Below are 16,899 nucleotides of genomic sequence, written 5' to 3'. Positions count from 1 at the left end.
TTTTCACACGACGTTCATTCCGCAGCGCTGGCGATCTTGGCCTGGCCCTGTTCCTGCACCTCGACGGTTGCCGTCAGCCCGGCAATCAGCTTGGTGCCGTCTGGCACCTTGTCGAGCGCAATGCGAACCGGCACGCGCTGCGCCAGGCGAACCCAGCTGAAAGTGGGCGTGATATTGGCAAGCATGCTGCCGGAGGTGCGCTCGCGATCCTCTATGCCGTTGGCGATGCTCTCGATATGGCCGGTCAGCTTTTCGGTCTGGCCCATCAGGTGGATGGAGACCTCGTCACCGACATGGATGCGCGGCAGTTTGGTTTCCTCGAAATAGCCCTCGACGCGCAGGGAATCGCTGTCGATCAGCGCCACTTCAGCGCTGCCGGCCGTCACGTAGTCGCCCGGACGCAGGCTCAGGTTCGAGATCCTGCCGTTCACGGTGGCGCGAACCTCGGAGCGATCGAGATTGAGCTGGGCGAGATCGCGACTGGCTTGCGCCTGGCGGAAGGCCGCATCGGCCTGCTGCTCGGCGGTCAGCGCCTGCTCTTTCTGCTGCAGGGAACCTGCGTCGCCGAGACGCGACTGTCGCTGGTTTTCACGATGGGCCTGATCGAGCGCGGCTTTGCTGCTTTCCAGCGCTGCATCAGCCTGCGCCAGCGCAATGGCGAAGCGCTCCCGGTCTACACGGAAGAGGACGTCGCCCTTGTTGACGGTCTGGTTATCCTTGACCAGCACGTCGCTGACGAGGCCCGCGACATCCGGCGCGATGCCGACGACATCGGCGCGCAGGCGCGCATCGCGCGTCCATGGCTCATCCATGTAATGCCCCCAGAGCTCTCGGCCGACGAAGACAGCTCCGACGACAAAGATAAGGGTAACGAAAAGGCGGCCGATCATTTTGAACGTGTTCATGTGAAGTACCAACGGGAGAGTGAGGAAGCCGCGCCAAGCAGCAGGACATAGAGCGCGAGATCGAAGAGACCGCGATGCCAGACCAGGGCATAGGCCCCAACCCTTGCGAGAAGGCGACGGAGGGGAATGACGGCGAGCAGCGTCACGAGCATCAGGACAAGGAGGCGTGGGATATAGACGCCATAAAGATCGAATTCTGCGGGCATGATGTTACTCGGCTGCGATGGAAAGAGGTGAGGACGTATCCGACATAGGCGGCTGCCAGCTTTGCGGCGGCTCGGCATGGGGAAAGAGCGCCCGGCGCAGACCGACCAGGGCATCGAGGCTAGGACGGCCCGCCGACCCATCCCGGAGCGCAATCGCTTCCAGGCTGTTGTCGATAGACTGGCGCAATCCCTCCGATGGATCGATGGCCTGCCCCGCCTTTACCCGCGAGCGATAGAAATCCGCGACACCGGAAAGAACCGTGCCCACCGAAGATGCGCCGGCGGTGCTGAGCTGCGGGCGTTCCTTCTGCAACATGAGCACGTTGAAGCCCAGGCGAACGTCGGCATAGCCGTCGACCTTTTTCAGTTCGCGGTCCTCGACTGCGGCAAGGCGGGGAACGAGCTGGCCGAGGCGATCGAGGATGCGGCCGGACAGACGCGTATGATCGCCTCTCCGCGCACCGGCGGCGGTCTCGGCAAGATCGCTCCAGCCGGCCCGCACCAGCCGCGATGCGGCAAGTTCAGAGCCGAACGGCCGCGTCAGTTGCGTCCAGACCAGCGCGAAGCCGACGCCTGCCAAGGCGGCAATCGCGCCATTGATGAAAGTGCTGAAATCGGCCGTATAGTGATCCTGCAGTGCGATGAAGGTGGCGCCGTTCACCGTCAGCAGCATGGCGAGCATGTTCGACTGCGGCCGCGGGATCAGCAGGCCGATTACCAGGAATGGCGGCGCGAATGCCAGCACAAGCAGTTCGTAGCTGTTGATGCCCGGCAATATGCCAAAGAGATAGATGAAGGCGATCACCAGGCTGAATGCGGTCCAGACGAACATCGAGGTGATGAACGGCGCCGGACGATCAAGCGCGGCAAAGAAGGAACAGGCGACGGCGGCCATGGTCACGAAGCCGGCGCCGTCTTCCCAGCCGGTCACGATCCACAAGAAGCAGGCCATGAAGATGCCGACGACAACCGAACCGGCGGAGAAAGCCAGCAAGGCATAATCATAATGCCGGCTGCGCCCGACGACGTCGCGATGGCGAAAGGCGGGGTGCCAGGAACCAGCTCGCTTGCCGGCGACGATCTCATTGCGCAGCGTCAGGCAATCCTGCCACAGATCGACGATTTCCTTCAGCCGTGCGAGCGCGCTGGAGAGCACAAGGTCATCCCAGTTCAGATCGGGATCGGCATTCTGTAAAGCCTCGATCTTTCCGGAGAGGAGGATAGCCGTCTTATCGGTTTCGCCCTTGCCACCTTGGGACAGCCAATCGGCCACTTCGTTCATGACCGCGAGGAGTTCATAAGGCAACGCCTTTTCCCTCGCCTTCAACGCATGCAGGCGATCGGCCAGCGATGAGAAGAGCGGCAGCAGCATCAGGAGGCGACCGCGCAGCTCGCGGGAATGGCGGACGATATCGCGGCTGTCGGCATCATAGCCGAGCTGGCTGATGATGAGATCGAGGCCGGTGACATCTGAGGCAAGCTTCTGCCGCTTCAGCGGCGTGGCGGGCGAAGCACCCTCCCCGCGCAGGATCTCGTCGGCCCAGCTGCCGGCATCGTCGAGCCATGTCGTGATGCGCTGACCAAGGACCGAGCGCACGCTGGTCGGGAAAAAGACGGCACTGACGACGCTGGCGCAGGCAATGCCGATGAGGATTTCTTCCGAGCGGGCAAGCGCAACATCGAAAACTGTTTCCGGAGCGCCGACGGTCGGCAGGGCGATCATGGGCAGCGTGTATCCGGCCAGCATGAAGACGTAGCTGCGCGAGGTCCGATCAAGCATCGATATGAACAACAGCGTGCCTGTCCACAGCGCGATGACGATGGAAAGGAGCATAGGTGCATTGACGAAAATCGGAACGAAAAAGACGGCGGCGGAGGCGCCCAGGAGCGTGCCGAGCGCGCGAAAGAGCGCTTTCGAGCTCGTTGCCCCCGCAAGCGGATTGGCAACGACGTAGACGGCCGCCATCGCCCAGTAAGGGCGCGGAAGGTCCAGAGACAATGCGATGAAGAGCGCGAGCATAGCGGCCACAAAGGCCTTGCCGGAAAACAGCCAATCACGCCAGGACGGGAGGCTCATAATGCCTCCTCGCGCTGTTGATTGGTTCCGGACGCCTTCGGCGCCTCGAAATCTTCGAAGGCCTGCAAGACACGGATCGCGGCTTCGATATCGGCCTTGTCGACATTGGCGAGGATCCTGCCGCGCAATTCGTCGAGCGTCTCCTCCATGCGCGTCGCAAGTGCCTCACCCTCTGTGGTCAGCCACAAGCCTTTCGCCCGGCGGTCCGTCGGATCGTCCTTGCGCATGACAAGCCCGAGACCTTCGAGCTGATCGAGCAAGCGCACCAGCGACGGGCCTTCGATGCCGACATAATTGGCAAGAACCACCTGCCGCACCCCGCCGCCGAGACGGCCGATCCACAGCAATGGTGCGGCGGACGCCTCCGAGATCCCATGGGAACTCAGGACAAGGTCAACGACCCGCCGCCACTGGCGACCGGTCGTCAGAAGGTTAGCCGTGAAGATTCGCTGGAGAGCGTTAAACGATTTCATGGCTATCTATTAGCATTAAATTAGTTAGGATTCAAACGATCTCATCAAAATGAGCCTGCCAAAACGGAAATGCAGCTATGCAATCAAGGATGAGCGATGAAGCGGATTTTCATGCCGCCGGCTTCTGCCGATCTCCCCTTCCCGCCGAAAGAGCGGCATCAAGCGCCAGAGCCGCGGCTATTCCGGTGGCATAGGCCAGTATGTTCCACAGGGAAAACACGCGGCCGAGCAATAGAGCGCCGGCGAACATCAATCGAAACGCGTCCAGCCACGGCATATGAACCAGCCGGAACACTTCGACGCAAATGGCAATCAATACTGCGGCCACAGCGATCTTCGAGGGCTTCGCAGTGACCACTATCGACGCCAGCAGAAAATAGACCATCGATCCCCACAGGATCGAGCCGCCATATTTGACGACGGTAAAAGGCAGATGCGCTTCGTATCCAAATCGCCTGAGGACGAGACCGCAGGCAATGGTCAGGACGAGAGCGGAAAGCAGCAACATCCTTCTCGACACGTCACTTTTCCGGACCTCCAAATATCGTACCTCGCCGACCGACAGACATCAATCTCAGACGCAGGTAGCCCACGATCTTCTTGAAAAGCAAGAGCATGCAGCGCCACCCTGGATACGGAAAATTCACGCGTGTCAGCACAATGTTGAGCTGCAATTTCGCCACGCTCTTCCTGTCATCAACATTGCCATCCGAGACATCATCAGCGCCTAGAGCGAGAAATACTGAAAATGTCCAAAGTCGCTGCACTCGAAAAGCTTTTGCCGTCTCTCGATAGCTACCTCACCCGCATGCCTGCTCACTCCGATCTCAAGGGCATCCGTCGGTTTGCCGTCGAGTTCCTGTTCTTCGGCATAAAGGAGGCCCGCGCCTGTGTTTTCGTGGGGCTGTTTTTCCTGGCGATCTTCACGATTCCACATGCGGGTATCCTTCACATTCCGCGCTATGACGTCCTGCTCATCATTGCACTCGCCATTCAAATCTGGATGGTCTGGGCGAAGCTGGAAACTGTCGACGAGTTGAAAGCGGTCTGCCTCTTCCATGTCGTGGGCTTTGCACTCGAAGTCTTCAAGACGTCCGGCAGCATACAATCCTGGGCCTATCCGGACTTTGCCTACACCAAGCTCTTCGGCGTCCCGCTATTTTCCGGCTTCATGTACGCCGCCATCGGCAGCTACATCATCCAGGCGTGGCGCCTGCTCGATCTGCGCATCAAACATCATCCGCCCTATTGGATGGCGGGCCTGATGGCGGTCGCCATCTATGCCAATTTCTTCACGCATCATTATATCGGCGATTATCGCTGGTACATCGTGGCTTGCACGCTGGGGCTCTACTCGCGCTCCACAGTTATCTTCCGCCCCTACGATCACGACCGCCGCATGCCGCTGCTGCTGTCCTTCATCTTGATCGGCTTCTTCATTTGGCTGGCGGAGAACATCAGCACCTTTTTCGGCATCTGGAGATACCCAAATCAACTCGGAGCCTGGTCCGCAGTCCATATCGGAAAATGGAGTTCCTGGTCACTTCTCGTCATCATGATCTTCACCATCGTCGCCAACCTGAAGCACATCAAGAAACACGTTCATATTCCCCAATAGTGCCGCAGCACTGGAAACGACGTGTCTGGACACAAGGAACAGAAAAAGGCCGGATGATCGCTCATCCGGCCTTTCGATTGTCTGTCAGAAGCGAGCCTTAAGCGGCTGCGGCTTCTTCCTCGGCGGCAACGCGGGCCTTGTCGGCTGCGCCCTTGGCAGAGGTGTCGCGATCGACGAATTCGACGACTGCGAGAGCGGCATTGTCGCCCTGGCGGAAGCCGGCCTTCATGATACGCAGGTAGCCGCCGTTGCGGGTGGCGTAACGCGTTGCGATCGCATCAAACAGCTTGGCAACGACAACGGCGTCGCGGATCTGCGAGATGGCCTGACGACGAGCGTGCAGGTCGCCGCGCTTGCCGAGGGTAACCAGCTTCTCGACGATCGGGCGAATTTCCTTCGCCTTCGGCAGAGTGGTGACGATCTGCTCATGGGTGATGAGCGAAGCCGCCATGTTGGCGAACATCGCCTTACGGTGGCTAGCAGTTCTATTCAGCTTGCGGCCGGCTTTACCGTGGCGCATTGCTATTCTCCTTCACTTGCAGGCATCATCCACCTGCAGTTTGTTGGTTAGTATTGGTCTTCGTATCGCTTGGCGAGATCTTCGATGTTCTCAGGCGGCCATGCCGGCACTTCCATGCCGAGGTGCAGACCCATGGAAGCGAGAACTTCCTTGATTTCGTTCAGCGACTTGCGACCAAAATTCGGCGTGCGGAGCATTTCTGCTTCGGTCTTCTGAATGAGGTCGCCGATATAGACGATGTTGTCGTTCTTCAGGCAGTTTGCCGAGCGAACAGACAGTTCCAGTTCGTCCACCTTCTTGAGGAGCGCCGGGTTGAAAGCAAGTTCGGTAACTGCTTCTTCTTCGGCTTCCTTCTGCGGCTCGTCGAAGTTGACGAACACGCCAAGCTGATCCTGGAGGATGCGGGCCGCGAAAGCGACTGCATCTTCACCGGTGATCGAACCATCGGTTTCGATCGACATGCTCAGCTTGTCGTAGTCGAGAACCTGTCCTTCGCGGGTATTTTCAACCTTGTAGGACACCTTCTTGACCGGCGAATAAAGGCTGTCGACCGGGATGAGACCGATAGGAGCATCTTCCGCACGATTACGCTCGGCCGGGACATAGCCCTTGCCGTTATTGACGGTGAATTCCATGCGGATTTCGGCACCCTCGTCGAGCGTGCAGATCACATGCTCGGGGTTGAGGATTTCGATATCGCCGACCGTCTGAATATCGCCAGCCGTTACGACGCCGGGGCCCTGCTTGCGGACGACCATGCGCTTGGCATCATCGCCATCCATCTTGATGGCGATTTCCTTGATGTTCAGCACGATGTCCGTCACATCTTCCCGGACGCCCGGGATAGAGGAGAACTCATGCAGCACGCCGTCGATCTGCACGGCCGTCACAGCGGCACCGCGCAGAGAGGACAGCAGAACGCGACGCAGCGCGTTGCCGAGGGTGAGGCCGAAGCCACGCTCCAGCGGTTCGGCCACGAGCGTTGCCTTGGTGCGGCCGCTCGAGGTGAACTCGACCTTGTTCGGCTTGATCAGTTCCTGCCAGTTTTTCTGAATCATATTCTTGCCTTCCGTTCGTTGTCACCATCCAATCGTGACAACCGAGCTTGAAAAGCACCGAGCCGGACACATATGCGCCGGCCGGTGTCGTGAGTGGCGATGATCAGACGCGGCGCTTCTTGCGCGGGCGGCAACCATTGTGCGGGATCGGCGTCACGTCACGGATGGACGTGATCATGAAACCGGCAGCCTGGAGTGCGCGCAGAGCGGATTCACGACCGGAACCCGGACCGCAAACTTCAACTTCCAGCGACTTCATGCCATGTTCCTGGGCCTTCTTGGCGCAGTCTTCAGCAGCGATCTGGGCAGCGAACGGGGTCGACTTGCGCGAACCCTTGAAGCCCTTGGCACCAGCGGACGACCAGGCAATAGCGTTGCCCTGTGCGTCGGTGATGGTGATCATCGTGTTGTTGAAGGTCGAGTTGACGTGCGCAACGCCCGACGAAATATTTTTACGCTCGCGACGGCGAACGCGTACGGCTTCCTTGGCCATGGTAGTCCTTTCTTGGATCTCTGCACCGCCGTAATGCCAGCGGCTCCACCGGAGCAGCGCCCGATCGGCGCCGTTCCAAACTCAAAAGAGGCCGGCGCAGACCGCCAGCCTCCCAAATCCGGTTTCCCGGAAATTACTTCTTCTTACCAGCGATGGCCTTTGCCGGACCCTTGCGGGTGCGGGCATTGGTGTGGGTGCGCTGGCCGCGAACCGGAAGGCTGCGACGATGGCGCAGGCCACGGTAGCTGCCAAGGTCCATCAGACGCTTGATGTTCATCGAGGTTTCACGACGAAGGTCGCCTTCGACCTGATAATCGCGATCGATGGTTTCGCGGATCTGCAGAACTTCAGCGTCCGTCAACTGGTTGACGCGACGCTCGGCCGGAATACCGACCTTCTCGCAGATTTCCTGTGCAAACTTCGGTCCGATCCCGTGAATGTAGCGAAGCGCAATAACTACGCGCTTTGCAGTCGGGATGTTGACGCCAGCGATACGAGCCACGCCTGTTCTCCTTGCATTCCTTTTGCCTGAGCAAAGGGCTTTTGTTATGCAGCCCGGGAGCTGCTTGTTCGATTAGATCCGTAACACGTCAAAACGACCGTACCCGGACTTCCCGATGGAAATCCGCGCCGATCGCTTGGTATGTCGCGAGTTGGCGCGGTGTTTAACGGAATCAGTGCAAAAAAGCAACCGCTCCCGGCAAGTTTATTTTAAGCTATCTAAAGCTTAGAGAGGATCGCCTCGATATTGGCGGTCACATGTTCGATATCCGCCATGCCGTCGACCGACTGAAGCTTGCCCTTGGCATAGTAATAGCCGATGAGCGGCGAGGTTTCCTTGTAGTAGACCTGCAGACGCTCGACGACCGTTTCCCTGTTGTCGTCGGCCCGGCGTTTGAAATGTGTGGAACCGCAACGGTCGCACACACCCTCCACCTTCGGTCTCAGATTTTCGTCGTGATAGCCGGCGCCGCAGTTGGCGCAGGTATAACGGCCCGAAATACGATCGGCGAGCACGGCGTCATCCACCTTGATCTCGATCACGGCGGAGAGCTCGAGACCCTTCGCCTTCAACATCGCTTCCGTCGCATCGGCCTGAACGAGCGTCCGCGGAAAACCATCGAGGATAAAGCCCCTGGCGCAATCCGGTTGATCGATTCGCTCGGACACGATGGCATTGACGATGTCGTCTGAAACAAGCTTGCCGGCGTCCATGACGGCCTTGGCGCGCTTGCCTACTTCAGTCCCGGCCGCCACGGCGGCCCTCAGCATATCCCCCGTGGAAAGCTGCGGAATGCCATGCTTTTCCACGATACGCTGGGCCTGGGTTCCCTTACCTGCACCCGGCGGCCCTAAAAGTATCAATCTCATCGCCCCCTCTTTCCTCCACGCAACTTCGATTTCTTGATCAGGCCTTCGTATTGCTGTGCGATCAGGTGACCCTGAATCTGTGCCACCGTATCCAGCGTTACGCTAACCACGATCAGAAGCGAAGTGCCACCCAGCGCCAACGGAATACCGGTCTGGGACACGAGAATTTCGGGCAGAATGCAGACGAAGACGAGATAGATCGCGCCGATGACCGTGATACGGGTCAGCACATAGTCGATATATTCGGCGGTGCGATCACCCGGACGGATGCCCGGAATGAAGCCGCCATGCTTCTTCAGATTATCGGCCGTATCCTTCGGATTGAAGACCAGCGCGGTATAGAAGAAGGCAAAGAAGGCGATCAGGGCGGCGTAGAGCACCATGTAGAGCGGCTGGCCGTGCCCGAGGGCCGCGACGATCGAGGTGACCCAGGTCGGCAGCGCCGTATTGGTGCCGAGGCCGGCAATGGTCGCCGGCAGCAGCAGCAACGAAGACGCGAAGATCGCCGGGATAACGCCCGAGGTGTTGAGCTTCAGCGGCAGATGCGAGGTGTCACCCTGGAACATGCGGGTGCCGACCTGGCGCTTCGGATACTGGATCAGCAGGCGGCGCTGAGCGCGCTCGACGAAGACGATCAATGCGATGACCAGGACAGCCACGACAAGCACGAGGAGAATGAGGCCCGTCGACAGAGCGCCGGTGCGGCCAAGTTCGAGCGTACCGGCAAGTGCCGTCGGCAGACCGGCTGCAATGCCCGCGAAGATGATCAGCGAAATACCGTTGCCGATACCGCGCGAAGTCACCTGCTCGCCGAGCCACATCAGGAACATCGTGCCGCCGAGCAGCGTAATGACGGTCGAAATGCGGAAGAACCAGCCCGGATCGAGAACGACGCCATTGCCATGCTCAAGGCCAATCGCAATGCCATAGGCCTGCAATGCGCCGAGCAGCACCGTGCCGTAGCGGGTGTACTGGTTGATGATCTTACGACCCTGCTCGCCTTCCTTCTTCAGGTTCTCGAGCGCCGGCACGACCGAGGTCATGAGCTGCACGATGATCGAAGCGGAGATGTAGGGCATGATACCGAGCGCGAAAATCGCCATGCGCTGGACGGCGCCGCCGGAAAACATGTTGAAGAGGCCGAGAATGCCGCCAGACTGATTCTGGAACGCCTGGGCATAGGCCGCCGGGTTGAGACCCGGAAGCGGGATATGAGTTCCCAGTCGGTAAACCAGGAGAGCTCCGAGCGTGAACCACAAGCGCTTCTTGAGATCCTCGGCTTTGGCAAAGGTCGAGAAATTGAGATTGGACGCCAATTGTTCCGCAGCAGAAGCCATGCAAATCTCCGCACTACCAATTCCGGCAAAATCGGCCGGGTCCGGAATCAGTTTTCAAATTGTTCAAAAGCCGGGCTTCGGACGGATTGCACTGCAATCGGATGCCTCACCCTGGGGTCCCGTTATTCACCGGAAAGACACAGCTGCATCATTCAGGTTCGTGAGGCACACATATGGGAGCAAAATCGCCCGGTGTGAAGCACCCCGGGCGACTTATTGATAAGATTATTCTGCGGCAGAAGCGAGCAGCTTAATGGAACCGCCAGCCTTTTCGATCTTTTCGACCGCCGGCTTGGAGGCGCCTGCAACTTCCAGCGAAATCTTCGCCTTCAGTTCGCCGTCCGAGAGAACCCGAACGCCGTCCTTGACGCGGCGAATCACGCCGGCAGCCTTGAGAGCGGCAGCATCGATGGTCTTCTTGGCGTCGAGCTTGCCGGCGTCAACCGCAACCTGGATGCGCGCCAGCGATACGACAACGTAATCGGCAGCGAAGATGTTGTTGAAGCCGCGCTTCGGCAGACGACGGTAGATGGGCATCTGACCGCCTTCGAAGCCGTTGATCGCAACGCCCGAACGGGACTTCTGACCCTTAACACCACGGCCGCCGGTCTTGCCGGAGCCGGAGCCAATGCCGCGGCCGAGGCGCTTGCGGCTATGGGTCGAGCCTTCGTTATCCTTGATCTCATTCAATTTCATAGCGATTACCTCCGGCTCACTTCTCGTCGACTACGCGAACGAGATGCTGGACAGCACGGATCATGCCACGAACGGCCGGAGTATCTTCCAGCGTGCGGCGACGGTGCATCTTGTTCAGTCCGAGACCGATCAGCGTCTTCTGCTGAACATCCGGACGGCGGATGGGGCTGCCAATCTGCTCGACCGTAACGGTCGCCTTGGCTTCAGCCTTCTTGGTCGTCTTGGCCATAGGTCAAACTCCCTTATTCTTCAGAGGCATTGCCCGAAGCGGAGCGACGAGCCTGCAGAGTGGCATACTTGATGCCGCGCTGAGCTGCGATGTCCTTCGGGTGAACCTGGTGCTTCAGGGCGTCGAACGTAGCGCGAACCATGTTGTACGGGTTCGACGAACCGGTCGACTTGGCAACGACGTCATGAACGCCGAGCGTTTCGAAAACGGCGCGCATCGGGCCGCCGGCGATGATACCGGTACCGACCTTGGCCGAGCGCAGCAGAACCTTGCCAGCGCCATGACGGCCATGGACGTCGTGATGCAGCGTACGGCCGTCGCGCAGCGGTACAAAGATCAGATCGCGCTTGGCGCTTTCAGTGGCCTTGCGGATAGCTTCCGGCACTTCGCGTGCCTTGCCATGACCGAAGCCTACGCGGCCCTTCTGGTCACCAACAACGACGAGAGCGGCGAAACCGAAACGGCGGCCACCCTTTACAACCTTGGCGACACGGTTGATCGCGACCAGCTTGTCGACGAATTCGCTATCGCGCTCTTCACGGCTCTGACGGTCATCCCGCGAGCCCCTCTTTTCCTGTGCCATTGTCCTCTTCCTTTTTCTTTTCCGGGTGCAATCGGCAAACAACAAAGACCGCATGCCCTCCCCTTACGGGGAAACGTGCGGTCCGGTGAATATCCGGCCGGCGCTTAAAGCTGCCGGCCGGAAACTTGATTAGAAGGACAGACCGCCTTCGCGAGCTGCTTCAGCCAGGGCCTTGATACGGCCGTGGTAGATGAAGGCGCCGCGATCGAACACGACTTCCTTGACGCCTGCCTTGGTGGCACGCTCGGCGACGAGCTTGCCAACGAGGGCGGCGGCGGCTGTGTCGGCACCGGTCTTCAGAGAACCGCGCAGATCCTTATCGAGCGTGGAGGCAGACGCAAGCGTCTTGCCGGCCGCATCATCGATGACCTGAACGTAGATGTTCTTCGACGAGCGATGAACCGACAGGCGCGGACGGCCATTGGCCACCGACTTGAGTTGACGGCGCACGCGGTTGGCACGACGTGCAAGTGCTTCTTTCCTGCTAGCCATTTCGCGTGATCCTTACTTCTTCTTGCCTTCTTTGCGGACGATCCGCTCGCCGGCATACTTAACGCCCTTGCCCTTGTAGGGCTCAGGACCGCGATATTCGCGGATTTCAGCGGCAACCTGGCCGACCTGCTGCTTGTTGATGCCGCTGACGACGATTTCCGTCGGCTTCGGCACAGCAATCGTAATGCCTTCCGGCGGCTCGTAAACCACGTCGTGGCTGAAGCCGAGCGCGAGCTGCAGGTTCTTGCCCTGCAGGGCGGCACGGTAGCCGACGCCGTTGATTTCGAGCTTCCGCTCGTAGCCTTCCTTAACACCCTTCAGGATGTTCTCGATCATCGTGCGGGACATGCCCCACTTCGAACGAGCATCCTTGGAGTTGCTAAGCGGCGTTACGACAATTGCATTATCTTCCAGCTTGAGACCGATTTCGTCGTTAGCAACGAAAAACAGTTCGCCCTTGGGGCCCTTAGCAGTCACCTTTTGGCCATCAACCGAGGCCGTGATTCCTGCAGGCACCTGAACGGGCTTCTTACCGATACGAGACATTTTTTCAAACCTGTCTGTTTCGAAGGAGATCCATGTTCGGCCTTAGAAGACCGAGCAAAGAACCTCACCACCAACATTCTGTTCACGAGCCTGGTGGTCGGCCATTACGCCCTTCGGAGTCGAAAGGATAATGATACCGAGACCGTTCGCGACCTGCGGAATGGACTTGACCGAGACATAAACTCGGCGGCCCGGCTTAGACACACGGCCGATCTCGCGGATCACCGATGAGCCTTCATAGTACTTGAGTTCGATGCTGAGCTCAGACTTGCCGTTGCCGAAATCGACGACGGAGTAGCCACGAATGTAGCCTTCAGCCTGGAGAACATCGAGAACGCGTGCACGGAGCTTGGAAGCAGGCGTCGAAACCGACGACTTGCGACGCGAAGCGCCGTTGCGGATGCGGGTGAGCATATCGCCCAAAGGATCAGTCATAGTCATCTAATCTGCTCCTTACCAGCTCGACTTGACAATGCCCGGCACCTTGCCGAAATTGCCGAGTTCACGCAGCGCGATACGCGACATGCGCAGTTTGCGGTAGTACGCACGCGGACGGCCCGATACTTCGCAACGGTTGCGAATGCGGGTCTTCGATCCATCGCGCGGGAGCGATGCCAGCTTCAGTGTGGCCTTGAACCGGTCCTCGATCGGGAGAGACTGGTTCATGATGATTGCCTTCAGAGCAGCCCGCTTTGCGGATTGAGTGGCAACCGTATTGCGGCGGCGCTTGTTCTTTTCAACTGCGCTTGTCTTCGCCATATTTAGGTTCCTTTTCTACGCTCGTCGTTACGGTTATTGACGGAACGGGAAGTTGAACTCTTTCAGAAGAGCCCGAGCTTCGTCATCCGTTGTCGCCGTCGTGCAAACGATGATGTCCATGCCCCACATCTGATCAACCTTATCGTAGTTGATCTCAGGGAACACAATGTGCTCCTTGATGCCCATGGCGAAGTTGCCACGACCGTCAAAGCTTTTCGGGTTCAGGCCGCGAAAGTCGCGAACGCGCGGGAGCGCGATGTTGACCAGACGATCCAGGAACTCATACATACGGGCGCCGCGAAGGGTTACCTTGGCGCCGATCGGCATATTTTCGCGGACCTTGAAGCCAGCGATGGAGTTGCGCGCATGGGTGATGACCGGCTTCTGGCCGGCAATCGCTGCGAGGTCGGCGGCAGCAACAGTCGGCTTCTTCGAATCAGCCGTTGCTTCGCCAACGCCCATGTTGATCACGATCTTATCGAGCTTCGGGATCTGCATTTCGTTGGCGTAGGAGAACTTCTCCTGCAGCGCCGCACGAATGCGGGCAACATATTCCTTCTTGAGCCGCGGCTCGTACTTTACCTCAGCCATCGATCACTTCTCCCGAGGTCTTGGCCACGCGGACCTTCTTGCCTTCTACAACCTTGAAACCGACGCGGGTCGGCTTGCCGTCCTTGTCGACGATTGCCAGGTTGGACAGGTGAAGCGAGGCTTCCTTGCTGATAATGCCAGCTTCCTGGGTCTGCGTCTGGCGCTGATGGCGCTTGATGACGTTGACGCCACGGACGACCGCACGGTCTTCCTTCGGCATTACTTGAATGACTTCGCCGGTACGACCTTTGTCCTTGCCGGCCAATACGACAACCTTGTCGCCTTTACGGATCTTTTGCATCGCTCCGCTCCCTTACAGTACTTCTGGAGCCAGCGAGATGATCTTCATGTGGTTCTTGGCGCGAAGTTCGCGCGGAACCGGTCCGAAGATACGGGTGCCGATCGGCTCTTTCTTGTTGTCGATGAGGACTGCTGCATTGGTATCGAAGCGGATGACGCTGCCATCCGGACGACGGATATCCTTGGCGGTGCGAACGACCACCGCCTTCATCACGTCACCCTTCTTCACGCGGCCGCGCGGAATGGCTTCCTTGATCGAAACGACGATAACGTCGCCGATCGAGGCATACTTGCGCTTCGAGCCGCCCAGCACCTTGATGCACATGACACGACGTGCGCCGGAATTATCCGCCACGTCGAGGTTTGTTTGCATCTGAATCATGTCAGGTCGCCTTCTTGTTGTTACCGGAATGGTTGGGTCTAACGACCCCCTACCCCGGCTTATGGACTAGTCTCTTGTCTGATTTCTCCAGCGTGCGGAACCACCAGGGTTACCTTTGCCGGCCATCAATAAAGCAAAAGAACGCTCGTACTCGAGCGTCCTGCTTCCAAGCTCGTGCTTCATACAGATATTTCGCCCAGACGCAAGGGCCTGAGCGAAATTCTGTTACTTGGACTGGGCGGAAACGACCGTCCAGGTCTTGTCTTTGGAGATCGGCGCGCATTCCTCGATGGAAACGGTGTCGCCGACCTTGTACTGATTGTTTTCGTCGTGAGCCTTGTACTTCTTGGAACGACGAACGGTCTTCTGGAGCAGCGGGTGAGCGAAACGACGCTCAACGCGGACAACTACCGTCTTCTCGTTCTTGTCGCTGACCACGACGCCCTGCAGAATGCGCTTCGGCATGTTATTTTTCCTTTAGGCCTTTGCTTCTGCCGCCTTCTGGCGGGCAATGGTTTTCACGCGGGCGATATCCTTGCGGACTTCGTTGATGCGCGAGGACTTTTCAAGCTGGCCAGTTGCCTTCTGAAAGCGCAGATTGAACTGCTCCTTCTTCAGCTTGGCAAGCTCGTCCTTGAGTTGGTCGGCGCTCAGGGCGCGAACATCTGCGGCTTTCATGAGCTTCTTCCTTACTCTGCAATGCGCTGCACGAAGCGCGTCTTGACCGAGAGCTTGGCGGCGCCGAGGCGCAGAGCCTCACGAGCGATTTCTTCGCTCACACCATCGATCTCGAACATCATACGGCCGGGCTTGACCTTGCATGCCCAGTATTCGACAGAGCCTTTACCCTTACCCATACGGACTTCGGTCGGCTTTGCGGTTACCGGAACATCCGGGAACACGCGGATCCATACACGGCCGGCACGCTTCATGTAGCGCGTGATCGCGCGGCGAGCCGCTTCGATCTCACGAGCATTGACGCGGTTGGGTTCCTGCGACTTCAGGCCGAATTCGCCGAACGCCAGATCAGAACCACCCTTGGCAACGCCCTTGATGCGGCCCTTAAATTGCTTCCGGTACTTCGTACGCTTTGGCTGCAACATTTTTCTATTCTCCGAACTTATCTGCCACGTACGCTATCAAGCGTTATCGCGGCGGCGGTCTCTATCGCGATCACGGCTAGCCGGACCCTGGGCGTCGCCTTCCAGCGCACGGCGTTCGGAGGCCATCGGATCATGCTCAAGGATTTCGCCCTTGAAGATCCAAACCTTGATGCCGCAGATGCCGAATGCGGTTTCTGCTTCAGCCGTACCGTAATCGATATCGGCGCGCAGCGTATGCAACGGCACGCGACCTTCGCGATACCATTCCGTACGAGCGATTTCAGCGCCGCCGAGACGGCCACCGCAGGTGATCTTGATGCCTTCGGCGCCAAGACGCATCGCGGACTGAACAGCACGCTTCATAGCGCGGCGGAAAGCCACACGACGCTCGAGCTGCTGAGCGATCGACTGGGCAACCAGAACAGCGTCGATTTCCGGCTTGCGAACTTCAACGATGTTGAGGTGCGTTTCAGAATTCGTCATGTCCGACAGCTTCTTGCGGAGCTTGTCGATGTCTGCGCCCTTCTTGCCGATGATCAGGCCCGGACGAGCCGAGTGGATCGTGACGCGGCACTTCTTGTGCGGACGCTCGATGACCACCTTAGAGATACCAGCCTGCTTCAGTTCGTCCATGACGAACTTACGCATCTTCAGGTCTTCGTGGAGAAGCTGGCCGTACTCGGCATTGTCCGCAAACCAGCGGCTATCCCAGGTACGGTTGATGCCGAGACGAAAACCGATTGGATTGATTTTCTGACCCATTATGCGGCCTCCCCTTGAGCTTCCACAGCTTCCACTTCACGAACAACGATCGTCAGGTGGGCGAACGGACGCTCGATGCGAGACGCACGACCACGGCCACGAGCGTGGAAACGCTTCATGACGATCGACTTGCCGACGTAAGCTTCCGCCACGACCAGCGAGTCAACGTCGAGATCATGGTTGTTCTCTGCATTGGCGATCGCAGATTCAAGCGTCTTCTTGACGGCGCCTGCGATACGCTTGCGGGAGAATTCCAGCTCTGCGAGTGCACGATCAACCTTCTTGCCGCGGATAGACGCTGCAACCAGGTTGAGCTTCTGCGGGCTGACGCGGAGCGTGCGCGCAACTGCCTGCGCTTCATTGTCCTTCAGCCGGCGTTCGGCTTTTGCCTTGCCCAT

The 16,899-nt window shown here is 58.7% G+C and carries 27 protein-coding genes; 1 reads left to right on the top strand and 26 read right to left on the bottom strand.

Features of this window, described 5'->3' with window-relative positions; all coding sequences use genetic code 11:
* Positions 1-14: 14 nt before the first annotated feature.
* From RRH01S_RS06640 to RRH01S_RS06620, 5 genes are all read right to left on the bottom strand, one after another.
* Positions 15-905, bottom strand: coding sequence for an efflux RND transporter periplasmic adaptor subunit (locus RRH01S_RS06640; RefSeq protein WP_034518434.1), 891 nt, complete (start codon positions 903-905; stop codon positions 15-17).
* Entirely contained in the window at positions 902-1,111 is a 210-nt protein-coding gene (locus RRH01S_RS06635; RefSeq protein WP_034518438.1) for a DUF1656 domain-containing protein, read from the bottom strand. The genes RRH01S_RS06640 and RRH01S_RS06635 overlap by 4 nt, the downstream gene beginning before the upstream one ends.
* A gap of 4 nt (positions 1,112-1,115) precedes the next feature.
* Positions 1,116-3,188: an FUSC family protein gene (locus RRH01S_RS06630; protein ID WP_042470350.1), complete on the bottom strand. Its 2,073-nt coding sequence runs from the start codon at positions 3,186-3,188 to the stop codon at positions 1,116-1,118.
* Positions 3,185-3,661 (bottom strand): MarR family winged helix-turn-helix transcriptional regulator, encoded by a 477-nt coding sequence (locus tag RRH01S_RS06625; protein ID WP_034518442.1) that lies wholly within the window; start codon positions 3,659-3,661, stop codon positions 3,185-3,187. The genes RRH01S_RS06630 and RRH01S_RS06625 overlap by 4 nt, the downstream gene beginning before the upstream one ends.
* Before the next feature lie 109 nt (positions 3,662-3,770).
* Entirely contained in the window at positions 3,771-4,169 is a 399-nt protein-coding gene (locus RRH01S_RS06620) for a ribosomal maturation YjgA family protein (RefSeq protein WP_034518445.1), read from the bottom strand.
* A 240-nt stretch (positions 4,170-4,409) separates the two neighbouring features.
* Between RRH01S_RS06620 and RRH01S_RS06615 the strand changes: the two genes are divergently transcribed.
* Complete coding sequence (locus RRH01S_RS06615; RefSeq protein ID WP_034518447.1) at positions 4,410-5,279, top strand: DUF817 domain-containing protein; 870 nt, start codon at positions 4,410-4,412, stop codon at positions 5,277-5,279.
* Positions 5,280-5,376: 97 nt separating this feature from the next.
* Here RRH01S_RS06615 and rplQ read toward each other — a convergent pair whose 3' ends face one another.
* The 21 genes from rplQ to rplV form a co-directional block, all read right to left on the bottom strand.
* Entirely contained in the window at positions 5,377-5,799 is a 423-nt protein-coding gene (rplQ, locus tag RRH01S_RS06610; RefSeq protein WP_007690793.1) for a 50S ribosomal protein L17, read from the bottom strand.
* 47 nt (positions 5,800-5,846) lie between these two features.
* Positions 5,847-6,857, bottom strand: coding sequence for a DNA-directed RNA polymerase subunit alpha (locus RRH01S_RS06605; protein WP_007690792.1), 1,011 nt, complete (start codon positions 6,855-6,857; stop codon positions 5,847-5,849).
* A gap of 103 nt (positions 6,858-6,960) precedes the next feature.
* On the bottom strand, positions 6,961-7,350 hold the full coding sequence (gene rpsK, locus RRH01S_RS06600) for a 30S ribosomal protein S11 (protein WP_003547577.1): 390 nt from the start codon (positions 7,348-7,350) through the stop codon (positions 6,961-6,963).
* 133 nt (positions 7,351-7,483) lie between these two features.
* The gene (rpsM, locus tag RRH01S_RS06595) at positions 7,484-7,852 is read right to left on the bottom strand and encodes a 30S ribosomal protein S13 (RefSeq protein ID WP_007690791.1); all 369 of its coding nucleotides are present in this window, start codon (positions 7,850-7,852) and stop codon (positions 7,484-7,486) included.
* Between the two features lie 218 nt (positions 7,853-8,070).
* On the bottom strand, positions 8,071-8,721 hold the full coding sequence (locus RRH01S_RS06590; protein ID WP_007690790.1) for an adenylate kinase: 651 nt from the start codon (positions 8,719-8,721) through the stop codon (positions 8,071-8,073).
* A complete protein-coding gene (gene secY, locus RRH01S_RS06585) occupies positions 8,718-10,058 on the bottom strand; it encodes a preprotein translocase subunit SecY (RefSeq protein ID WP_007690789.1) in 1,341 nt (446 codons plus the stop codon). The genes RRH01S_RS06590 and secY overlap by 4 nt, the downstream gene beginning before the upstream one ends.
* A gap of 225 nt (positions 10,059-10,283) precedes the next feature.
* A complete protein-coding gene (gene rplO, locus RRH01S_RS06580) occupies positions 10,284-10,754 on the bottom strand; it encodes a 50S ribosomal protein L15 (RefSeq protein ID WP_007690788.1) in 471 nt (156 codons plus the stop codon).
* Positions 10,755-10,770: 16 nt separating this feature from the next.
* The gene (rpmD, locus tag RRH01S_RS06575) at positions 10,771-10,983 is read right to left on the bottom strand and encodes a 50S ribosomal protein L30 (protein ID WP_007690786.1); all 213 of its coding nucleotides are present in this window, start codon (positions 10,981-10,983) and stop codon (positions 10,771-10,773) included.
* Positions 10,984-10,996: 13 nt separating this feature from the next.
* Complete coding sequence (gene rpsE, locus RRH01S_RS06570; RefSeq protein ID WP_007690783.1) at positions 10,997-11,566, bottom strand: 30S ribosomal protein S5; 570 nt, start codon at positions 11,564-11,566, stop codon at positions 10,997-10,999.
* Between the two features lie 129 nt (positions 11,567-11,695).
* On the bottom strand, positions 11,696-12,058 hold the full coding sequence (rplR, locus tag RRH01S_RS06565; RefSeq protein WP_007690781.1) for a 50S ribosomal protein L18: 363 nt from the start codon (positions 12,056-12,058) through the stop codon (positions 11,696-11,698).
* A gap of 12 nt (positions 12,059-12,070) precedes the next feature.
* On the bottom strand, positions 12,071-12,604 hold the full coding sequence (rplF, locus tag RRH01S_RS06560; protein WP_007690780.1) for a 50S ribosomal protein L6: 534 nt from the start codon (positions 12,602-12,604) through the stop codon (positions 12,071-12,073).
* Positions 12,605-12,646: 42 nt separating this feature from the next.
* Entirely contained in the window at positions 12,647-13,045 is a 399-nt protein-coding gene (gene rpsH, locus RRH01S_RS06555; protein WP_007690778.1) for a 30S ribosomal protein S8, read from the bottom strand.
* Between the two features lie 12 nt (positions 13,046-13,057).
* Complete coding sequence (rpsN, locus tag RRH01S_RS06550) at positions 13,058-13,363, bottom strand: 30S ribosomal protein S14 (protein WP_007690775.1); 306 nt, start codon at positions 13,361-13,363, stop codon at positions 13,058-13,060.
* Positions 13,364-13,396: 33 nt separating this feature from the next.
* Complete coding sequence (rplE, locus tag RRH01S_RS06545) at positions 13,397-13,954, bottom strand: 50S ribosomal protein L5 (protein WP_007690773.1); 558 nt, start codon at positions 13,952-13,954, stop codon at positions 13,397-13,399.
* Positions 13,947-14,255, bottom strand: a complete 309-nt coding sequence (gene rplX, locus RRH01S_RS06540; RefSeq protein WP_007690770.1) for a 50S ribosomal protein L24 — start codon at positions 14,253-14,255, stop codon at positions 13,947-13,949. The genes rplE and rplX overlap by 8 nt, the downstream gene beginning before the upstream one ends.
* Before the next feature lie 12 nt (positions 14,256-14,267).
* A complete protein-coding gene (gene rplN / locus RRH01S_RS06535) occupies positions 14,268-14,636 on the bottom strand; it encodes a 50S ribosomal protein L14 (protein WP_003573790.1) in 369 nt (122 codons plus the stop codon).
* 225 nt (positions 14,637-14,861) lie between these two features.
* The gene (gene rpsQ, locus RRH01S_RS06530) at positions 14,862-15,101 is read right to left on the bottom strand and encodes a 30S ribosomal protein S17 (protein WP_007690764.1); all 240 of its coding nucleotides are present in this window, start codon (positions 15,099-15,101) and stop codon (positions 14,862-14,864) included.
* Positions 15,102-15,113: 12 nt separating this feature from the next.
* Entirely contained in the window at positions 15,114-15,314 is a 201-nt protein-coding gene (gene rpmC / locus RRH01S_RS06525; protein ID WP_007690763.1) for a 50S ribosomal protein L29, read from the bottom strand.
* An 11-nt stretch (positions 15,315-15,325) separates the two neighbouring features.
* Positions 15,326-15,739: a 50S ribosomal protein L16 gene (rplP, locus tag RRH01S_RS06520; protein ID WP_004118395.1), complete on the bottom strand. Its 414-nt coding sequence runs from the start codon at positions 15,737-15,739 to the stop codon at positions 15,326-15,328.
* A 36-nt stretch (positions 15,740-15,775) separates the two neighbouring features.
* Positions 15,776-16,501, bottom strand: coding sequence for a 30S ribosomal protein S3 (gene rpsC, locus RRH01S_RS06515; protein ID WP_007690761.1), 726 nt, complete (start codon positions 16,499-16,501; stop codon positions 15,776-15,778).
* Positions 16,501-16,899 carry a 50S ribosomal protein L22 gene (gene rplV / locus RRH01S_RS06510; protein WP_007690758.1) on the bottom strand — a complete coding sequence of 133 codons (399 nt, stop codon included), beginning with the start codon at positions 16,897-16,899 and terminating at the stop codon, positions 16,501-16,503. Before rplV ends, rpsC begins: the two co-directional genes overlap by 1 nt.

This window comes from Rhizobium rhizogenes NBRC 13257, from assembly GCF_000696095.1.
GTDB classification, from domain to species: domain Bacteria; phylum Pseudomonadota; class Alphaproteobacteria; order Rhizobiales; family Rhizobiaceae; genus Rhizobium; species Rhizobium rhizogenes.
Note: the sequence above shows the minus strand (reverse complement) of the source record. Positions and strands in the feature narration are given on the sequence as shown.

Bases quoted from the DNA above. Each gene is read 5' to 3' on its own strand.
- rpsH (WP_007690778.1), bottom strand. From the start codon at position 13,045: ATGACTATGACTGATCCTTTGGGCGATATGCTCACCCGCATCCGCAAC.
- rpsE (WP_007690783.1), bottom strand. From the start codon at position 11,566: ATGGCACAGGAAAAGAGGGGCTCGCGGGATGACCGTCAGAGCCGTGAA.
- rplV (WP_007690758.1), bottom strand. From the start codon at position 16,899: ATGGGCAAGGCAAAAGCCGAACGCCGGCTGAAGGACAATGAAGCGCAG.
- RRH01S_RS06625 (WP_034518442.1), bottom strand. From the start codon at position 3,661: ATGAAATCGTTTAACGCTCTCCAGCGAATCTTCACGGCTAACCTTCTG.
- rpsQ (WP_007690764.1), bottom strand. From the start codon at position 15,101: ATGCCGAAGCGCATTCTGCAGGGCGTCGTGGTCAGCGACAAGAACGAG.
- rplN (WP_003573790.1), bottom strand. From the start codon at position 14,636: ATGATTCAGATGCAAACAAACCTCGACGTGGCGGATAATTCCGGCGCA.
- RRH01S_RS06635 (WP_034518438.1), bottom strand. From the start codon at position 1,111: ATGCCCGCAGAATTCGATCTTTATGGCGTCTATATCCCACGCCTCCTT.
- RRH01S_RS06630 (WP_042470350.1), bottom strand. From the start codon at position 3,188: ATGAGCCTCCCGTCCTGGCGTGATTGGCTGTTTTCCGGCAAGGCCTTT.
- rpmC (WP_007690763.1), bottom strand. From the start codon at position 15,314: ATGAAAGCCGCAGATGTTCGCGCCCTGAGCGCCGACCAACTCAAGGAC.
- rpsK (WP_003547577.1), bottom strand. From the start codon at position 7,350: ATGGCCAAGGAAGCCGTACGCGTTCGCCGTCGCGAGCGTAAAAATATT.
- RRH01S_RS06615 (WP_034518447.1), top strand. From the start codon at position 4,410: ATGTCCAAAGTCGCTGCACTCGAAAAGCTTTTGCCGTCTCTCGATAGC.
- rplQ (WP_007690793.1), bottom strand. From the start codon at position 5,799: ATGCGCCACGGTAAAGCCGGCCGCAAGCTGAATAGAACTGCTAGCCAC.
- rpsC (WP_007690761.1), bottom strand. From the start codon at position 16,501: ATGGGTCAGAAAATCAATCCAATCGGTTTTCGTCTCGGCATCAACCGT.
- rplO (WP_007690788.1), bottom strand. From the start codon at position 10,754: ATGAAATTGAATGAGATCAAGGATAACGAAGGCTCGACCCATAGCCGC.
- rpsN (WP_007690775.1), bottom strand. From the start codon at position 13,363: ATGGCGAAGACAAGCGCAGTTGAAAAGAACAAGCGCCGCCGCAATACG.
- RRH01S_RS06620 (WP_034518445.1), bottom strand. From the start codon at position 4,169: ATGTTGCTGCTTTCCGCTCTCGTCCTGACCATTGCCTGCGGTCTCGTC.
- rplX (WP_007690770.1), bottom strand. From the start codon at position 14,255: ATGCAAAAGATCCGTAAAGGCGACAAGGTTGTCGTATTGGCCGGCAAG.
- RRH01S_RS06605 (WP_007690792.1), bottom strand. From the start codon at position 6,857: ATGATTCAGAAAAACTGGCAGGAACTGATCAAGCCGAACAAGGTCGAG.
- rplE (WP_007690773.1), bottom strand. From the start codon at position 13,954: ATGGCTGAGGTAAAGTACGAGCCGCGGCTCAAGAAGGAATATGTTGCC.
- rpmD (WP_007690786.1), bottom strand. From the start codon at position 10,983: ATGGCCAAGACGACCAAGAAGGCTGAAGCCAAGGCGACCGTTACGGTC.
- rplP (WP_004118395.1), bottom strand. From the start codon at position 15,739: ATGTTGCAGCCAAAGCGTACGAAGTACCGGAAGCAATTTAAGGGCCGC.
- RRH01S_RS06590 (WP_007690790.1), bottom strand. From the start codon at position 8,721: ATGAGATTGATACTTTTAGGGCCGCCGGGTGCAGGTAAGGGAACCCAG.
- secY (WP_007690789.1), bottom strand. From the start codon at position 10,058: ATGGCTTCTGCTGCGGAACAATTGGCGTCCAATCTCAATTTCTCGACC.
- rplF (WP_007690780.1), bottom strand. From the start codon at position 12,604: ATGTCTCGTATCGGTAAGAAGCCCGTTCAGGTGCCTGCAGGAATCACG.
- rplR (WP_007690781.1), bottom strand. From the start codon at position 12,058: ATGGCTAGCAGGAAAGAAGCACTTGCACGTCGTGCCAACCGCGTGCGC.
- RRH01S_RS06640 (WP_034518434.1), bottom strand. From the start codon at position 905: ATGAACACGTTCAAAATGATCGGCCGCCTTTTCGTTACCCTTATCTTT.